A 17,917-nucleotide genomic window follows, 5' to 3' on the forward strand; every position below is an offset into this window, starting at 1 on the left:
CCCTGCGGGCTATCCCGGCAGGCGATCCCTGTCCGGCACGGCAAGGGAATCGATCCTGCGCAGCTTGGCAAAGCCGAACGCCCAGATCACCGAGACCGCCACCGTGCCGATGCCGCCGATCACCACGGCCGGCACCGCACCGATCAACGCAGCCATCGTGCCCGCGCGGAACTCGCCGAGCTCGTTCGACGCGCCGACGAAGACCATGTTGACCGCCGTCACCCGTCCGCGCAGCTCATCCGGCGTCCAGAGCATGATCAGCGTGTTGCGGACATAGACCGAGATCATGTCGGACGCACCCATGACCATCAGTGCTGCGATCGACAGCCAGGCCCACTGCGACAGGCCGAAGACGATGGTGGCGAGTCCGAACAGTCCGACGCCGACCAGCATCGCGACGCCGGCGCGATGACGGATCGGACGCGCGGCGAGCCAGAAGGCCATGGCCACGGAACCGACGCCGGGCGCTGACCGCAGCAGCCCCAGCCCCCATGGGCCGAGTGCCAGGATGTCGCGGGCGAAGACCGGCATCAGCGCGATCGCTCCGCCGAGCAGCACCGCGAACAGATCGAGCGTGATCGCGCCGAGCACCACCTTCTCCGCCCGGATGTAGCGAAAGCCGGCGACCAGGCTCTCCCAGCTCCTCGCCGCACCCGCCATGCGCTGCGGCGGCTTCGGAATGGAGAGGACGGCTGCAGAAGCTGCGAGGAACAGGACGATGCTGACGGAGTAGGGCACGATCGGCCCGAGGCCATAGAGCAGGCCGCCCGTGACCGGCCCGACGATCGTCGCCGTGTGCTGCGCCGTCGAGTTCCAGGCGATCGCATTGGCGAGGTCTTTCGCCGGCACGAGATTGGGCGCAAGCGACTGCATGGCGGGCCCGAGAAAGGCGCGGGCGATGCCGAAGACGACCAGCACGGCGAAGACGGCAAGCGTCGCAAATCGGCCCAGCGACGTCAGACCCAGCAGGGCTGCGGCGCAAACTGTGCACACCACCAGGCAGATCGCCATGATCGCGCGTCGATTGTAGCGGTCCGCCACCGAGCCCGTCACGAGAATGAGCAGCAGCGACGGCAGGAACTGCATGAGCCCGATCAGGCCGAGCGAGAACGGATCGCGCGTCAGGTCATAGATCTGCCAGCCGACCGCGACGCTGATGATCTGTGTCGAAAAGGAGGTGAGGAAGCGGGACAGGAAAAACCGGGCATAGGACGCGTGCCGGAAAGCCGCGAACCTGTGCCCTTCGGCGGGCGGTGACATGCACGTGATCTTTCATTTTCTACGACAGATCGCAATGGCGCGCATTAAACATGTTTGCGGTAGCAGGAACAGGGGCCACTTGCTGGCAGGACGGCCAATGGCTACATGTGGTCGCAAGTAACAGGAGACAACGAGAAAACCATGATCGCGATCATCAACACCCTGCTGTTCATCATCAGCATCGCGTGGTTCATCATCATCGCATCGGCCATCTTTTCCTGGCTTTATGCGTTCAACGTGATCAACACCAACAACCAGGTCATCGCCTCGATCGGCCGCGCGCTCTACAACCTCACCGAGCCCGTCTACCGGCCGATCCGCCGCTTCCTGCCGGATTTCGGCGGCGTAGACCTGTCGCCGATCGTGGTCCTGATCATCCTCTTCTTCCTCGAGCAAATCATTCGCAGCGTGCTCGCACCGGCCCTCCTCAGCATCTGAGGACATGCCCTTTCGCCGCCACGACGGCCAGGTGACCGTGACGGTTCGCCTGACGCCGAACGGCGGCCGCGACGCTGTCGACGGCATCGACACGGATGCGCAGGGCGAACGTCATCTCAAGGTCCGCGTCCGCGCGGTGCCGGAGAAGGGGCTGGCCAACAAGGCTTTGGTGAGTATCGTGGCGAAGGCTGCCGGCGTCGCGAAATCGGCGGTCACCCTCGTCAGCGGCGAAACGCAGAGAAAGAAAATCCTCCGGATCGAGGGCGACCCGGAGGATATCGTCAGAAGGCTCGGCGCCTGAAGGAATATAGGGCGATGGCGGCGGGTGCCGCCCGGTCGCAAGCTTACTTCTCGGCCTTGGCGCGTTCGACTGCCTCGTTGATCAATTCACGCGCGGTGGCCGCGTCCTTCCAGCCATAGATCTTCACCCACTTGCCGGGTTCCAGGTCCTTGTAGTGCGCGAAGAAGTGCTCGATCTGCTTGAGCGTGATCTCCGGCAGGTCGGTGTATTCCTTGACCTTCTCGTAGCGCAGCGTCAGGTGCGGCGAGGGCACGGCGATGATCTTCTCGTCCTTGCCGGAGTTGTCTTCCATCATCAGCACGCCGATCGGGCGGACATTGATGACGCAACCGGGAACCAGCGGCCGGGTGGAGGCGATCAGCACGTCGATCGGGTCGCCATCTTCCGACAGCGTGTGCGGCACGAAGCCGTAGTTACCCGGATAGGTCATCGGCGTGTGGAGGAAGCGGTCGACGACGAGCGTCCCGGCATCCTTGTCCATCTCGTACTTGATCGGGTGACCGCCGACGGGAACCTCGACGATGACGTTGACGTCTTCCGGCGGGTTCTTGCCGATGGAGATTGCATCGATGCGCATGATCGCTCCGTTAAATGCTGTGGAATTCCGCGGCTTCGTAAAGCGAAACGCGCTGCAACGCAACAAGCCATTGGTAGCGGAGAACTGGCCGCCGGCCGGTTTCGCCTGCACGTGGGGCTCAGTTGCCGGGGGTCGCACCGAAGAAGGCGAGCCGCGTCAGCAGGGTGTGATGCGCCTCGGGCACCATCAGGGCAACGAAGACCAGGACCGCGATCGGCGGCAGCAGGATCGCATAGATCAGGGCCAGCCGCTCCCACGCCATGTGCATGAAGAACGCCACGATGAGCCCCGCCTTCAGGAGCATGAAGACGATGATGAGCGACCATCGCAGCAGTCCCTGCACGCCGAAGTAGTCGACCATGTACGAGCAGAGGCTGAGCACGAAAAGCAGTCCCCACACGACGAGGTAGAGCTTGATCGGATGCTGCTGGTGCTCGGCCTCTCCCGATACCGGGACGGCTCCATGAACTGAGGTCTCGACGGTTGCCTGTGCCATGACGCTGCCTCACCACAGATAGAAGAACGCGAAGATGAAGACCCAGACGAGGTCGACGAAGTGCCAGTAGAGGCCGGTGATCTCGACGATCTCGTAGCGCCCCTTCCGGCTGGTGAAGAAGCCGCGTCGTTCGGTGTCGAAGTCGCCGCGCCAGACTTTCCGGGCGATGATGAGCAGGAAGATCACCCCGATCGTCACGTGTGTGCCGTGGAAGCCCGTGATCATGAAGAAGGTCGAGCCGAACTGCGCAGCACCCCACGGGTTCTCCCACGGCCGCACGCCCTCGTGGATCAGCTTTGTCCATTCGAAGGCCTGCATGCCGACGAATGCCGCGCCGAAGATCGCCGTCACCAGCATCAGTAGCGCCGTCATGCGGCGATCGCGCCGGTAGCCGTAGTTGACGGCCATCGCCATCGTGCCGCTCGAGGTGATCAGCACGAAGGTCATGATGGCGATCAGGATCAGCGGTATGTCGTGCCCGCCGATCGTCAGCGCGAAGACCTCGCTGGGATTGGGCCAGGGCACCACAGTCGACATCCGCGCCGTCATGTAGGCGATCAGGAAGCAGCCGAAGATGAAGGTGTCGCTGAGCAGGAAGATCCACATCATGGCCTTCCCCCAGGAAACGTTCTTGAACACCTGCTGGTCCGAGGCCCAGTCCGACACGAAGCCTTGCCGGCCGTCCGGTGGCAGGTGCGGCTTTGCGGAATGTGTCTGCACGACCTGTGCCATGACCCGGTCTCCCTATGTGATCAGTTGCTGGCAGAAAGCGACGATGCTGCCGGCCCATCCCGCAAACAGCGCCAGCAGCACCAGCCAGACAGCGAGCATGAAATGCCAGTAGATGGCGCAGAGCTCGACACTGAGCCGCAGCCGCGGCGTGACGATCGCTTCGGCCCGCACGAGGCGCGCCGTTCGCACGAGCGCGACCATGCCGCCGAGGATGTGCAGGCCGTGCATGCCGGTGATCACGTAGAAGAAGCTGGTGGAGGCATCGTCGGTCAGGGTGTAGCCCGCCGCCACCAGTTGCCGCCAGGCGAACACCTGTCCGGTGACGAACGCAAGCGCGGTCGCAAGCCCGGCCAGCATCGCCGTCCTCAGCTGATCGCGCCGGCCGCGGACGGCCTCGACCTTCGCCCAGTGCAGGCAGAGGCTGCTGGCGAAAAGAATGCCCGTGTTGACATAGAGCAGCCGCGGAACCGGCGTTGCCCACCAGTCCTGCGTGCTCACGCGCATCAGGTAGGCGCTGATGAAGAGCGTAAACAGCGCGCCGACGACGGCGAGGAAGACCCCGAGCCCGATCTTCTGGGCCGGCAGCTTCGGCTGATCGGGATCGCGCCTGTCTCCCGGTCCGTGGGCTGTGGCAACGCCGACCTCGAGCCAGGGCTTCGACATCAGTCCCTGCCCGGCCGACCACCAGATGATGATCGCTGCGATCACGCAGAGGAACAGAAGCATAGCGGTCATGCGCCGGCCTCCCGCGTCGGAAAGGTACCCGGCTGGTTCTGTGGGATGAAGTCCTCCGGCGCGCCCGGCACGCTGTAGTCGTAGGCCCAGCGATACACCACGGGCAGTTCCCGGCCCCAGTTGCCGTGCGCGGGCGGCGTCTGCGGCGTCTGCCATTCGAGCGTCGTGGCCCGCCAGGGATTGCCGCCGGCATCGCGCCCGTGCCGCAGGCTCCAGGCGAGATTGAACAGGAACAGGATCTGCGCCGCGCCGACCACGAGCGCCATCACGGTGATGAAGACGTTCAGGTCGTGCACCGATTCCGGCACGAAACTGGTCTCGCCGATCTCGTTGTAGCGCCGCGGAACGCCGACGAGCCCGACATAGTGCATCGGAAAGAAGATCAGGTAGGCGCCGAGGAAGGTGATCCAGAAATGCACCTGGCCCATTCCTTCGTTGAGCATCCGTCCGGTGATCTTCGGATACCAGTGGTAGATCGCGCCGAAGATGACGAGGATCGGCGCCACGCCCATCACCATGTGGAAATGGGCGACGACGAACATCGTGTCGGACAGAGGCACGTCGACCACGACGTTTCCGAGGAACAGCCCCGTCAGCCCGCCATTGACGAAGGTGACGATGAAGGCGAGCGCAAACAGCATCGGCAGGGTCAGGTGGATGTTGCCGCGCCACAGCGTCAGCGTCCAGTTGTAGACCTTCAGCGCCGTCGGCACCGCTATGATCAGCGTCGTCGTGGCGAAGAAGAAGCCGAAATAGGGATTCATGCCGCTGACATACATGTGGTGCGCCCATACGACGAACGAAAGCGCGCCGATGATGACGATCGCCCAGACCATCATGCGGTAGCCGAAGATGTTCTTGCGCGCATGCGTGCTGATCAGGTCGGACACGATGCCGAAGGCCGGAAGTGCCACGATGTAGACCTCCGGATGGCCGAAGAACCAGAACAGGTGCTGGAACAGGATCGGGCTGCCGCCGCCGTGCTTGAGCTGCTCGCCCATCTCCACGATCGCCGGCATGAAGAAGCTGGTGCCGGCCAGCCGGTCGAACAACATCATGACGCAGGCCACGAACAGCGCCGGAAAGGCGAAAAGCGCCATCACCGTGGCGGTGAAGATGCCCCAGACGGTGAGCGGCATGCGCATCAGCGTCATCCCGCGCGTTCGCCCCTGCAGGACCGTGACGGCGTAGTTGAGGCCGCCCATGGTGAACCCGATGATGAAGATAATGAGCGAGACCAGCATCAGGACGATGCCCCAGTCCTGCCCGCCTGGCGTATTGGACAGGATCGCCTGCGGCGGATAGAGCGTCCAGCCCGCCCCTGTCGGGCCGCCGGAAGCAAAAAAGCTTGCGACCAACACCAGCACGGCCACGAAATACAGCCAGTAGCTCAGCATGTTGGCATAGGGGAACACCATGTCGCGCGCGCCGACCATCAGCGGGATCAGGTAGTTGCCGAAGCCGCCGAGGAAGAGCGCGGTAAGCAGGTAGATCACCATGATCATGCCGTGCATGGTGATGAACTGAAAATAGCGCTCGGCATCGAGGAAAGCGAGCGCGCCTGGAAAGGCGAGCTGGATCCGCATGAGCCAGGACAGCACCAGCGCCACCATCCCGATCGCGATCGCCGTGCAGCTGTACTGGATGGCGATGACCTTCGCATCCTGGCTGAAGACGTATCGCGTCCACCAGCTGTGCGGATGATAGAGCTCGACGTCCTCCACCGCGGCGGGCGGAATGACCTCGCCTGCCCCTGATGCCTCCACCATCGTCCTCCTCCTTCTCCCGATCCCTCCCGGATCCGGCGCTCTACCTTGCAGGCACCTCCGCCACCGTCGTCGCGGCCGGCATGGCAGCGGCCTGCAATTGCTCGAATGTCGACTGTTCGGCGAGCCAGGCCTGGTAGTCGGCCTCGGTGTCCACGACGACCGTGCCCCGCATCATCGGATGGCCGACGCCGCAGAGTTCGGCGCAAAGAACGTCGAAGGTGCCGGTGCGCGTCGGCGTCAGCCAGAAATAGGTGACCATGCCTGGGATCATGTCCATCTTGGCGCGGAATTCCGGCACGTAGAAATTGTGCAGCACATCGACAGAGCGCAGCAGCACCTTCACCGGCTTGCCGATCGGCAGGTGCAGTTCGCCCCCCTCGATGACGATGTCGTCCAGCCCGTCCGCATCGGCCCTGTCGATCCCGAGCGCATTGTCCGGCGCCACGTCCCGCGTCTCGGCCCGCCCGAGCCTGCCGTCCGCCCCCGGCAGCCGGAAGCTCCACAGCCACTGCTGGCCCACGACCTCGATCTCCGTCGCCTCCGGCGGCACGGTGATGAACTGGTGCCAGACGAACAGGCCGGGCGCCAGCATCGCGAAGACGCCGACCGCCGTGCCGACGGCAAGGCCGCTCTCCAGCCTGCGGTTCTCCGGCTCGTAGGCGGCACGCCGCCCGGGCTGGTAGCGGAAGCGCCAGACGCAATAGGCGACGAACAGCACGACAGCGACGAAGACGGCGCCGGTGATCCAGAACGTGATGACGAGGGTGTGGTCGATGTAGCTCCAGTTGGAGGCGATGGGCGTCCACCACCACGGGCTCATGAGATGAAAGAGCACCGACCCGAGCGCGATCGCCACCAGCACCAGTACGACTGCCATATCCGTCCCTCCCGCCGTACCGGCCGTGGGCATCAACCTGCAATCTGCATTACAACTATCTCACGAATGAAAATGGCAGGCAATTGCCGGTCCGGATGGCTCCCGCGCCTCGCTCCGACCCCTTCCGGCGCACTACGTCGCGTGCTGCTTCAGGTAGGCGAGCAGATTGGTGATGTCGGCCTCGTCCTTCAGGCCGGGAAAGACCATCTTCGTGCCCTTCACCTTCGCCTTCGGATTGTGCAGGTAGTCGCGCAGCGTGGCGTCGTCCCAGACGAGGCCGCCCTTGCCGGCTTCCGTCATCGCCTTCGAATACTTGAAGTCGGGATGCGTACCGGCGGTGCGCCCGAAAATCCCGTGCAGCGAGGGGCCGATCTTGTTCGTGTCCGAATCCACGACATGACAGATCGCACATTTCTTGAAGACCGTTTCGCCCGCCGAAACATCGCCCTCCTGGGCGTGGGCGGCCGGGAGATAGGCGGCAGAAAGGAATGCGAGAGCAATCACCTTGGTTCGCATGACAACAAGCCTCTCCTCCAGGCACGGTTGCCGGAAAAGGCTGTCGCCGGTGATTGCAATCCACCGTCGCCGGCAGCCCTCCGCCGCACGTATCGCCGTTTTCAGGAGCACGGCGGTGCGATCACCTGTTCAGGTATGGCTCGGATGGCAGAAGTCAATCCACGCCGTTGGAGGATGCTGAAACGCCATGGACGGTCTAGCGGAAGATAAAGCCGACCTTCTTCAGTTCCTTTTCGCCGAAATCCTCCATGCCCTCGGCGATATCGACCCCGCCGGCGGCGCGGAAGAACCTTTCGGCCATCTCGCTTTCCTCCAGGCACCAGACCACCATCCCCTCGCAGCCGAGCGACTTCAGGAGCCGCTTGCTTTCGCCGAACAGCATCCGGCCGAGCCCGAGGCCCTGATACTCCGGTCGAAGATAGATTTCGTAGATCTCGCCGTCCTGCGGCAGGGCGCGCGCCCTGTTCAGGCCGAGCGTGGCATAGCCGGCGATCACGCCGGCGACGTCGAGCACGAGCAGCGTCGCCGGGCCGCGGGTCGCCTTGCGCCACCACGCCGCGTCGCGCCGCTGAACCATCTGCATCAACGGCTTGTGGGGAATGATGCCCGCGTAGGCATGCAGCCAGGACGCCCTGTGGGCCTCGGAGATGGCCGCCGCGTCCTGCGGCTCGGCACGCCGCACATCGATCGATAGTGTTTTCATCGAAATGACTCTAAACCCGCATCGACTCCGCGAGAATCCCGGGCCCTTCCGGAGATCCCCTTGCCCACAGGCAAGTTTGCCCGCGGCGTCCGGGAAAGTTAACGCTTTTTTAAGAAATGCCACAAGCCGTAATAGGTCGGCACACACATGAAAAGGCCCCGGCATTTCTGCCGGGGCCTCGATCGTTTTGGCGATGTTCCTACGTACTTTCGGCGCGAATCAGTCCGCCTATCAGGCAGCGCCCGCCGAGCGCGACTTTTCGAACCGCTTGCGGTCGTTGGCGTCGAGGTAGATCTTGCGCAGCCGGATCGACTTCGGCGTGACTTCCATCAGTTCGTCGTCCTGGATCCAGGAGAGCGCGCGGTCGAGCGTCATGCGAATCGGCGGCGTCAGGCGAACGGCCTCGTCCTTGCCGGCCGAACGGATGTTGGTGAGCTGCTTGCCCTTCAACACGTTGACCTCGAGGTCGTTGTCTCTGGAGTGGATGCCGATGATCATGCCGGCATAGACCTTTTCACCCGGCTCGATGATCATCGGACCACGGTCTTCCAGGTTGAACATGGCATAGGCAACGGCTTCGCCCGACTGGTTGGAAAGCAGGACGCCGTTGGTGCGGCCGCCGATTTCGCCCTTGAAGGGCTGATAATCGTGGAACAGCCGGTTCATGATCGCCGTGCCTCGGGTATCGGTCAGGAGTTCCGACTGGTAGCCGATGAGGCCGCGGGTCGGAGCGAAGAACACCAGGCGAACACGGCTTCCACCGGAAGGACGAAGCTCGGACAGCTCAGCCTTGCGCTCGGACATCTTCTGGACGACGATGCCGGAGTGCTCTTCGTCGACGTCGATCACGACTTCCTCGATCGGCTCCATCAGCGTGCCGTTCTCGTCCTTGTGCATGACGACGCGCGGACGCGACACGGCAAGCTCGAAGCCTTCGCGGCGCATGGTCTCGATCAGGACGGCCAGCTGCAATTCGCCGCGGCCGGAGACGAAGAACGAATCCTTGCCCTCTGCTTCTTCGATCTTCAACGCAACGTTGCCTTCGGCTTCCTTGAACAGGCGGTCGCGGATCACGCGCGAGGTGACCTTGTCGCCCTCGGTGCCGGCCAGCGGGCTGTCGTTGACGAGGAAGGACATGGTGACGGTCGGCGGATCGATCGGCTGCGCGGTCATGGCTTCGGTCACGGCCGGATCGCAGAACGTGTCGGCAACCGTACCCTTGGTCAGGCCGGCGATGGCGACGATGTCGCCCGCATGGGCTTCCTCGATCGGCTGACGCTCGATACCTCGGAATGCGAGGATCTTGGAGATACGGCCGGTTTCGACCGTCTTGCCATCCTGGCCGAGAACCTTGACGGGCTGGTTCGGCTTGATCGAACCCGACGCGATGCGGCCGGTGATGATACGGCCGAGGAACGGGTTGGCTTCGAGAAGCGTACCGATCATGCGGAACGGGCCTTCGCCGACACTCGGTTCGGGAACGTGCTTGAGAACCAGGTCGAGCAATGGGGCAAGGCCCTGATCCTTCGGACCTTCCGGATTGACGTTCATCCAGCCGTCACGGCCCGAACCGTAGAGGATGGGGAAATCGAGCTGGTCGTCGGTCGCATCGAGATTGGCGAACAGGTCGAACACCTCGTTGATGACTTCCTCGTGGCGGCCGTCCGGACGGTCGATCTTGTTGATCGCCACGATCGGCCTGAGGCCGACCTTGAGCGCCTTGCCGACGACGAACTTGGTCTGCGGCATCGGGCCTTCGGAGCTATCCACCAGAACGATCGCGCCGTCCACCATCGACAGGATGCGCTCCACCTCGCCGCCGAAGTCTGCGTGGCCGGGCGTGTCGACGATGTTGATGCGGTGCCCCTTCCACTCGACCGAGGTGGCCTTGGCGAGAATGGTGATGCCGCGTTCCTTTTCCAGGTCGTTGGAATCCATCACGCGCTCGGCGACGCGCTGGTTTTCGCGGAAGGAACCGGACTGCTTCAGGAGTTCGTCGACGAGCGTGGTCTTGCCATGGTCGACGTGCGCGATGATCGCGATATTGCGAATGGACATGTTCTGATCTCTGAGGTTTTGGGCGCGCACGAACAAAGAGGCGCCACGTGCATGTGGCGCGCTCCATACATGGTTTTACGCAATTGCGAAAGAGGCAGGCGGAAACTCTGTCCGCGGGCGCTCAAGCCGTCACCGCCGGATCGAGCGTGACGTTCCAGAGTTCCCGGTCTTCCCGGTCCATCAGCCGCACGGTCATCTGCTCGCTGGAGCCGTTGATGTCGACGAGACCGAAGAACTGCAGGCCCGCGGAGGGAGGCAGGTTGCTGTCGGCCCCGCCGCCCGACGCTTTCATGAAACGCACCTCCGGCCCGAAGGTCATGTCGAGCGGATGCGGGCCGTAGGTGCCCGAATGCAGCGGCCCGGAGACGAATTCCCAGAAAGGTTCGAATTCCTTGAACTTCGCCCGCGCCGGATCGTAGTGATGGGCGGCTGTATAGTGGATGTCGGCCGTCAGCCACACGACGTTGCGGATAGCGTTGTCGCGCATGAAGGTAAGCAGGTCGGCGATGTCGCGCTCGCGCCCTGCAGGCGGTCCGTTCAACCCGTCGGCGACGCCCTCGTAGCCGAGTTTCTGGCCATAGTCGTCCCAGATCACAACGCCGAGCGGCATGTCGCAGGCAATCACCTTCCACGTGGCCTTCGACGCGGCGAGTTCGCGCTTCAGCCAACTCGCCTGCCGCCAGCCGAACAGGTCGTGGTCGGAACTGCCGCGGTTTGCGTCGCGATAGGAGCGCAGGTCGACGAAGAACACGTCCAGCAGAGGACCATAGGCGATCTTGCGGAAGATCCGCCCCGGTTCCGACGGCCTGTGGCGGATCGGCGTCATCTCCTGGAAGGCGCGCATCGCCCGGCCGGCATAGACGGCGATGTCCTTCTCCGGATAGCGCGGATCGTCCCTGAGGTCCGTCGAGGCCGACCAGTTGTTCAGCACCTCGTGGTCGTCCCACTGGAAGAATGTCGGGCATTGCGCGTTGAAGTCCAGCAGGTGCCGGTCGAGCATGTTGTACTTCCACTGCCCGCGGTATTCCGAAAGCGTCCGCGCCACCTCGCGCTTTTCGTCGCTGACGATGCGGTTCTTCCAGATCGTGCCGTCGCGAAGCCGGATCTCGTCGGGAATGGGATTGTCGGCATAGATCGTGTCGCCGGAATGGATGAAGAAGTCCGGCTCGTGCAGGAGCATGGTCGAATAGGTTTTCATGCCGATATCGTCGATGCCCCAGCCCTGCCCGGCCGTATCGCCGGACCAGACAAGCCGGACCGAGCGCCGCCGCAGCGGAGCAGTCCGGAACCGGCCGACGATCGGCTCGGAGACCAGGTGCGAGGAAGAGGGGTCCGTCGCCGTCAGCCGATAGAAGATGTCCTGGTCCGGCAGAAGCTCGGTCAGGAGGTGCTTGGCGGCGAAATCCGTCTCCTGCCCTGCCTTCAGCACCGGGCCGCGCACGGCATTGGTGAAGCTCTCGGTGGTGGAATACTCGACCGCGATCTCCGCCGGACGATCGGTTCGCGCCCAGATCATGCCCGACGACGTATCGACGTCGCCCGATTGGACGCCGTGCGTGAAGACCGGGCTGCCGTGACGCCGCGCATAATGCGGGACGGCCAGCGCCGAGGAGGCGGCAAGGCCGGCGGCGCCCGCCGTCAGCAGAAAGGAGCGCCGTGTCAGGAGGTCGGCCGCTGTCGCCATGGATCCCTCGTCGAAACCGCGCGAATCGCTGTCCGATCCGCGCGGCCGACCATCGGGCGGTCACGTGTCAGCGACGTTACGGATCGATGACGCAGGCGATACAGTTCGGTGACGGAGGGATGACGAAGGAGTGGCGTCGGCGCCCTACATCCCCTTCAGGCGAGGGTGAGGGTCACCGAGACTGTGTTCAGGCGGCCAGGGTCAGGCCGCCAGCCCCTTCTTCTCCAGCATGGCGTCGATCGAAGGCAGCTTGCCGCGGAAGGCCTTGTAGGCGTCCTCGGGGTCGATGGCGCCGCCGACGGAATAGATGTTGGCCTTCAGCTTGGCTGCCATGCCGGGATCGAAGGCGTCGCCCGTCTCGGTGAAGGCGGCAAACGCGTCGGCATCGAGGACCTCCGACCACATGTAGGAATAGTAGCCGGCCGAGTAGCCGTCCCCGGAGAAGACGTGCTGGAAATGCGGGGTCGCATGGCGCATGACGATGGATGCCGGCATGCCGATCTCCCCCAGTACCTCGCCCTGAACCGCCATCGGATCTTCGACGGCGCCGCGCGTATGGAATGCCATGTCGACCAGCGCGGAGGAGGTGAACTCCACGGTAGCGAAGCCGGCGTTGAAGGTGCGCGCCGCCAGCACCTTGTCCAGCAGCGCCTGCGGCATCGGCTCGCCGGTCTCGTAGTGCACGGCGTAGGTCTTCAGGATTTCGGGCACCGTCAGCCAGTGCTCGTAAAGTTGCGAGGGCAATTCGACGAAATCGCGCGAGACGCCGGTGCCCGAGACCGACGGATAGGTCACGTCGGACAGCATGCCGTGCAGGGCATGACCGAATTCGTGGAACAGCGTGCGTGCGTCGTCGAGCGAAAGCAGCGCCGGCTTGCCCTCGGCGGGCTTTGCGAAATTGCAGACGTTGTAGATGATGGGGATCTCGCCGGTGGTCCCGTTCTTCAGCGGCAGCTTGTGCTGGCTCTGATAGGAACTCATCCAGGCGCCGGAGCGCTTGGAGGACCGGGCGAAATAGTCGCCGAGGAACATGGCGACGAGCCTGTTGTCGCGGTCGCGGATCTCGAAGACACGCACGTCGGGGTGATAGGCCGGCACGCCCGCAAGCGGTACGGCATGGATGCCGAACAGCCGTTCGGCGACGTCGAAGCACGCCTCGATCACCTTTTCCAGCTGCAGATAGGGCTTCAGTTCCGCCTCGGAGAAATCGAATTTTTCTGCGCGCAGCTTCTCCGCATAGTACCGCCAGTCCCACGGCATGACGGGATGATTGCGCCCCTCGGCGGCGACCAGGCGTGCCAGCTCCTGTTCCTCCTCACCGGCGCGCGCCACCGCCTTCTCCCATACCTGGGAGAGGAGCCCGTTCACGACATCGGGCGTTTTCGCCATCGTGTTGTCGAGCTTGAGCGCGGCATAGTTCCCGTAGCCCAGAAGCGCCGCCTTCTCCGCCCGCAATGCCAGCGTCTCGCGCACGATCTCGCGGTTGTCGGTCACCCCGCCGTTGATGCCGCGCGCGGTCCAGGCGCGGAACGCCTGCTCGCGCAGCTCGCGGCGGGCGGAAAACGTCAGGAACGGCTCGATGATCGAGCGTGACAGCGTCACCGCATACTTGCCCTCGGCGCCCCGGTCACGGGCCGCCGCCGCCATCGCATCCTTCAAGAAGTCGGGCAGTCCTTCGAGGTCGGCTGCCTCGGAAAGCAACAGCGACCATTCCTTCTCGTCGGAAAGCACGTTCTGGCCGAATTGCGCGCCGAGCCCGGCGAGCCGCTCGTTGATGGCCGAGAGCCGGTCCTGCTCGGGCTTTGCGAGCTTGGCACCGGATTTGACGAAGCTCTTCCAGTGCCGCTCCAGCACGCGCGCCTGCTCCAGCGTAAGCCCGAGCCCGTCGCGACCCTCCCACAGCGCATCGATGCGCGAGAAGAGTTCGGCATTGTTGCCGATCTTCGAGTAGTGCCGCGACATCTTCGGTGCGGTCTCGCGCTCCAGCGCCTGGATGACCTCGTTGGTATTGGCGCCGGCACGGCTCCAGAACAGCGCCGAGACGCGCGAAAGCTCGTCGCCCGCGGTCTCGAGCGTTGTGACGGTGTTGTCGAAAGTCGGCGCCTCGGCGTTCGTTGCGATCGCGTCGATCTCCGCCTCGTGCAGGGCGAAGGCCGCATCGAACGCTTCTGCGAAACTGTCGTCAGAGACGAGGTCGAAGCGCGGCAGGCCGTTGATCCCGCTCCAGTGGGTAAGGGCGGGGCTGATCTTGGAAGATGCGCTCATTGTAAAGTGTTCCTCGTCTCGGCAGGGCTGATCGGCGGAATATAGGGACAGAATGCCGGCTTGTGTACGCCACGCATCCATTTCTTTCACCGCCGGGCCGATACGCCCTCGGGCCCTGCCACTGAGCGAAAAAGCTTGACGAAACGGCATACTTCGAGGACAACGGGATTGCTGCGGCCCTAGACATCCCGCCGCAGAACCAACTTTGGTGCCGGGCCCCTCTGGCGAGAGTTTTTACGGCGCTCTCGTGATGTCGGTACCGCCAGCAATTAAGCCGGCGGATTCAAGAATATGAAAATCCTGAACATGCCTGATGCGCATGCCTTTTCTGGCACGCGCTTTTCCCGTATCTGCAACCTTGCAAGCATGACCGTCCTCGAAAGCGAGGTGCGGGCATGACCACGCGCGTACAACCGCAAAGTTCGCTGTCCTATTTCACCTGGGCCTTCATCGTCACCGCGCTCGGCCTCGTTCTCGGCGCCTGGCTCGGCTGGCAGACCACCGGCACGATCGGCGGAATGGCAACCGTATTCTTCATCTGCACCGTGCTTGCGGTGCTGGAGATCTCGCTGTCCTTCGACAACGCCATCGTCAACGCCAACAAGCTCAAGGACATGACGCCGGAGTGGCAGCATCGGTTCCTGACCTGGGGCATCATCATCGCCGTCTTCGGCATGCGCATCATCTTTCCGCTCCTGATCGTCGTGATCGCGGCCCAGATCGGCCCGATCGAGGCGATCGTGCTGGCGGCAAAGCAGCCGGAGGAATACGCCCGGATCATGCACGAGGCGCATCTGCCGATCGCCGCCTTTGGCGGCACCTTCCTGATGATGGTCGGCCTGACCTACTTCTTCGACCATGAGAAGGATGTGCACTGGATCGCCTTCATCGAGAAGCGCATGGCCCGCTATGCGACGATCAAGGGCGTAGAGATCGCTTTCGTCCTGATCCTGATCCTTGTCTTCTCGAACTTCCTCGAAGGCGAGGCGGCGGATAGCTTCGTCTATTCGGCAATCTACGGTCTGCTGACCTTCCTTGCCGTCGAAGTCGTGGGTGGCCTCCTGGATGCGTCGCAGCAGACGATGAGCGCAGCCGCAAAGGGTGGCCTGGGCGCCTTCATCTATCTCGAGGTGCTCGATGCGAGCTTCTCGTTCGACGGCGTGATCGGAGCCTTCGCGCTGACGCAGAACCTCTTCATCATCGCCATCGGCCTCGGCATCGGTGCCATGTATGTGCGTTCGATGACGATCATGCTGGTCGACAAGGGCACGCTCGCCGAATACCGCTACCTGGAGCACGGCGCCTTCTACGCGATCCTGATCCTGTCGGTGATCATGTACTGCCAGACGCTGGTGCATATTCCGGAGGTCATCACTGGCCTTGGCGGCGCCGGCCTCATCGGCATCTCGCTCTGGTCCTCGATCCGCTACAACCGGCGGGAACTGGCCGAAGCACATGGTGCCCAGCCGGTCGAAAACGTCTGACGCGGACGGCGGCGCCATCCCGGCGCCGCCGCTCCCCTACGAGACAAGAAAAGGCCCGGCGATCTGAGATCGCCGGGCCTTTTGCTGAATATTGCTGTCACTGCGATGTGCCTCTCCGGGCACAGGATCCGCCGTTGAAACCGGCTGGACCTCCGTCCTTTGCGGACGATGCTTACTTCGGGAAGTTCGCCGGATCGATGCCGAGGATCCGCAGGTCGCGATCCTTTGGACGACGGTTGCCTTCGACCGCTGCTGCGGCTGCACTCGCCGCGCCCAGAACCGCGAATGCGCGGCCCAAGAAACCCTGGCGAACTCCATTGCGATTCTGGTTCATCGTCTTGCTCTTTTCTCTAGGGTTACGACCCTGTTGCGATGCACAATAGATGATACCAAACAGCCTTGCGTTCAATGGATAGATCAGCAGGGCAGCCATGCAACGAAAGCACGCCGCAATCGCTTGCGGCCTGCTTTTTGTGCAAATTCCTGTCGGGGAGGCGGTGGCTCAGTCTTCGCTCGCCGCCAGTTGCGACAGCACCTGTCCCCTGCCACGCGCCCGCAGGATCAGCGGGACGATGAGAGCCGCAGCCGCGATCAGAAGCAGGACGACGGCCACGGGGGAGGCCACCAGCGTCGTCAGGTCGCCCTGGCTGATCGCAAGCGCCCGGCGCAACTGCTGCTCGGCGAGCGGCCCCAGGATCAGCCCGACCACGACCGGCGCGATCGGATAACCGAAGATCCGCATGACATAGCCGAGCAGGCCGAACGCCAGCAGCATGCCGAGTTCGAACACGGACGGGTTGGCCCCGATCGTCCCGAGCGTGGCAAACAGCAGGATGCCGGCATAGAGCCAGGGCTTCGGAATCGTCAGCAGCTTCACCCAGAGCCCGATCAGGGGCAGGTTCAGCACCAGCAGCATGAAGTTGGCGATCAGGAGGCTTGCGATCAGGCCCCAGACGAGCTGCGGATTGGTCGCAAACAGCAGGGGACCGGGCTGCAGGCCATATTGCTGGAAGCCGGCCAGCATGATCGCAGCCGTCGCAGTCGTCGGCAGGCCGAGCGTCAGGAGCGGCACCAGCGTGCCGGCGGCAGACGCGTTGTTGGCAGCCTCCGGGCCCGCGACACCCTCGATGGCGCCGTTGCCGAATTCCTCCGGATGTTTGGTCAGTCGCTTCTCGGCGGCATAGGACAGGAAGGTGCCGATCTCCGCACCGCCGGCCGGCATGGCCCCGATCGGAAAGCCGATCGCCGTTCCGCGCAGCCATGGCTTCCACGAACGCGCCCAGTCGGCGGCATTCATCCACACCGATCCCTTGACCGCCTCGACCTTGTCCGGCCCCTTGTCGCCCTGCGCGGCGATGTAGAGCGTCTCGCCGATGGCGAACATGGCGACCGCGAGCGTGGTGACCTCGATGCCGTCGAGCAGGTCCGGGATGCCGAACGAAAGGCGCGCCTGGCCGCTCAACTGGTCGATGCCGATGATAGCCAGCGTCAGGCCGACGAAGAGTGAGGTCAGCCCCCGCAGCGTCGAATCCCCGAATGCCGAAGACACGGTGACGAAGGCGAGCACCATCAGGGCGAAATACTCGCGCGGTCCGAACACCAGCGCGACCTTGACGATGAAGGGCGCGACGAAGGCGAGCGCCAGCGTCGCGATCAGGCCGGCCACGAAGGAGCCGATGGCAGCCGTCGCCAGCGCCGGTCCGCCGCGGCCGGCACGGGCCATCTTGTTGCCCTCCAGCGCCGTGACGATCGACGCGCTTTCGCCGGGCGTATTGAGCAGGATCGAGGTCGTCGAGCCGCCATACATGCCGCCATAATAAATGCCGGCGAACATGATCAGCGAGCCGGCCGGATCGAGCTTGTAGGTGACCGGCAGCAGAAGCGCCACCGTCAGCGCCGGGCCGATGCCCGGCAGCACGCCGACGGCCGTTCCGAGCGTGACGCCGATCAACGCATAGAGCAGGTTCATCGGCTGGGCGGCGACCGCAAGGCCCTGGAGGAGAAATTCGAAAGTACTCATTG

Annotated in this window: 17 protein-coding genes; 3 read left to right on the forward strand and 14 right to left on the reverse strand. The window is 63.8% G+C overall.

Annotation, left to right across the window (positions count from 1 at the left end):
* Positions 1–9: 9 nt before the first annotated feature.
* On the reverse strand, positions 10–1,260 hold the full coding sequence (locus GGQ64_RS10280; protein ID WP_183803213.1) for an MFS transporter: 1,251 nt from the start codon (positions 1,258–1,260) through the stop codon (positions 10–12).
* A 141-nt stretch (positions 1,261–1,401) separates the two neighbouring features.
* On the opposite strand from GGQ64_RS10280, the gene GGQ64_RS10285 reads away from it, so the two are divergent.
* Positions 1,402–1,698 carry a YggT family protein gene (locus GGQ64_RS10285; protein WP_183803216.1) on the forward strand — a complete coding sequence of 99 codons (297 nt, stop codon included), beginning with the start codon at positions 1,402–1,404 and terminating at the stop codon, positions 1,696–1,698.
* Between the two features lie 4 nt (positions 1,699–1,702).
* Positions 1,703–1,999 (forward strand): DUF167 family protein, encoded by a 297-nt coding sequence (locus GGQ64_RS10290; RefSeq protein ID WP_183803219.1) that lies wholly within the window; start codon positions 1,703–1,705, stop codon positions 1,997–1,999.
* 43 nt (positions 2,000–2,042) lie between these two features.
* Here the strand turns inward: GGQ64_RS10290 and ppa are convergent, their stop codons facing one another.
* The 11 genes from ppa to GGQ64_RS10345 form a co-directional block, all read right to left on the reverse strand.
* Entirely contained in the window at positions 2,043–2,576 is a 534-nt protein-coding gene (gene ppa, locus GGQ64_RS10295) for an inorganic diphosphatase (RefSeq protein ID WP_183803222.1), read from the reverse strand.
* 118 nt (positions 2,577–2,694) lie between these two features.
* The gene (locus tag GGQ64_RS10300; protein WP_183803226.1) at positions 2,695–3,072 is read right to left on the reverse strand and encodes a cytochrome C oxidase subunit IV family protein; all 378 of its coding nucleotides are present in this window, start codon (positions 3,070–3,072) and stop codon (positions 2,695–2,697) included.
* 9 nt (positions 3,073–3,081) lie between these two features.
* Entirely contained in the window at positions 3,082–3,804 is a 723-nt protein-coding gene (locus tag GGQ64_RS10305) for a heme-copper oxidase subunit III family protein (RefSeq protein WP_183803239.1), read from the reverse strand.
* Between the two features lie 12 nt (positions 3,805–3,816).
* Positions 3,817–4,539, reverse strand: a complete 723-nt coding sequence (locus GGQ64_RS10310; RefSeq protein WP_183803253.1) for a cytochrome c oxidase subunit 3 — start codon at positions 4,537–4,539, stop codon at positions 3,817–3,819.
* Positions 4,536–6,308: a cytochrome c oxidase subunit I gene (locus GGQ64_RS10315; protein WP_183803256.1), complete on the reverse strand. Its 1,773-nt coding sequence runs from the start codon at positions 6,306–6,308 to the stop codon at positions 4,536–4,538. The genes GGQ64_RS10310 and GGQ64_RS10315 overlap by 4 nt, the downstream gene beginning before the upstream one ends.
* A 40-nt stretch (positions 6,309–6,348) precedes the next feature.
* Complete coding sequence (locus tag GGQ64_RS10320; RefSeq protein WP_183803259.1) at positions 6,349–7,185, reverse strand: cytochrome c oxidase subunit II; 837 nt, start codon at positions 7,183–7,185, stop codon at positions 6,349–6,351.
* Positions 7,186–7,317: 132 nt separating this feature from the next.
* On the reverse strand, positions 7,318–7,701 hold the full coding sequence (locus GGQ64_RS10325; protein WP_183803262.1) for a c-type cytochrome: 384 nt from the start codon (positions 7,699–7,701) through the stop codon (positions 7,318–7,320).
* Positions 7,702–7,897: 196 nt separating this feature from the next.
* Positions 7,898–8,404, reverse strand: coding sequence for a GNAT family N-acetyltransferase (locus tag GGQ64_RS10330; protein WP_183803265.1), 507 nt, complete (start codon positions 8,402–8,404; stop codon positions 7,898–7,900).
* A 231-nt stretch (positions 8,405–8,635) separates the two neighbouring features.
* Positions 8,636–10,462: a translational GTPase TypA gene (typA, locus tag GGQ64_RS10335; protein WP_183803268.1), complete on the reverse strand. Its 1,827-nt coding sequence runs from the start codon at positions 10,460–10,462 to the stop codon at positions 8,636–8,638.
* 121 nt (positions 10,463–10,583) lie between these two features.
* Positions 10,584–12,146, reverse strand: a complete 1,563-nt coding sequence (locus tag GGQ64_RS10340) for an alkaline phosphatase D family protein (protein ID WP_183803271.1) — start codon at positions 12,144–12,146, stop codon at positions 10,584–10,586.
* 201 nt (positions 12,147–12,347) lie between these two features.
* Positions 12,348–14,411, reverse strand: coding sequence for a M3 family metallopeptidase (locus tag GGQ64_RS10345; RefSeq protein ID WP_183803274.1), 2,064 nt, complete (start codon positions 14,409–14,411; stop codon positions 12,348–12,350).
* A 395-nt stretch (positions 14,412–14,806) separates the two neighbouring features.
* On the opposite strand from GGQ64_RS10345, the gene GGQ64_RS10350 reads away from it, so the two are divergent.
* Positions 14,807–15,895, forward strand: coding sequence for a DUF475 domain-containing protein (locus tag GGQ64_RS10350; protein ID WP_183803277.1), 1,089 nt, complete (start codon positions 14,807–14,809; stop codon positions 15,893–15,895).
* A 172-nt stretch (positions 15,896–16,067) separates the two neighbouring features.
* Here the strand turns inward: GGQ64_RS10350 and GGQ64_RS10355 are convergent, their stop codons facing one another.
* Both GGQ64_RS10355 and GGQ64_RS10360 read right to left on the reverse strand, forming a co-directional pair.
* Positions 16,068–16,328 carry a hypothetical protein gene (locus GGQ64_RS10355; RefSeq protein WP_183804317.1) on the reverse strand — a complete coding sequence of 87 codons (261 nt, stop codon included), beginning with the start codon at positions 16,326–16,328 and terminating at the stop codon, positions 16,068–16,070.
* A gap of 69 nt (positions 16,329–16,397) precedes the next feature.
* A complete protein-coding gene (locus GGQ64_RS10360; protein WP_183803280.1) occupies positions 16,398–17,915 on the reverse strand; it encodes a tripartite tricarboxylate transporter permease in 1,518 nt (505 codons plus the stop codon).
* Positions 17,916–17,917: the final 2 nt, after the last annotated feature.

The organism is Mycoplana azooxidifex (genome assembly GCF_014196765.1).
GTDB classification, from domain to species: domain Bacteria; phylum Pseudomonadota; class Alphaproteobacteria; order Rhizobiales; family Rhizobiaceae; genus Mycoplana; species Mycoplana azooxidifex.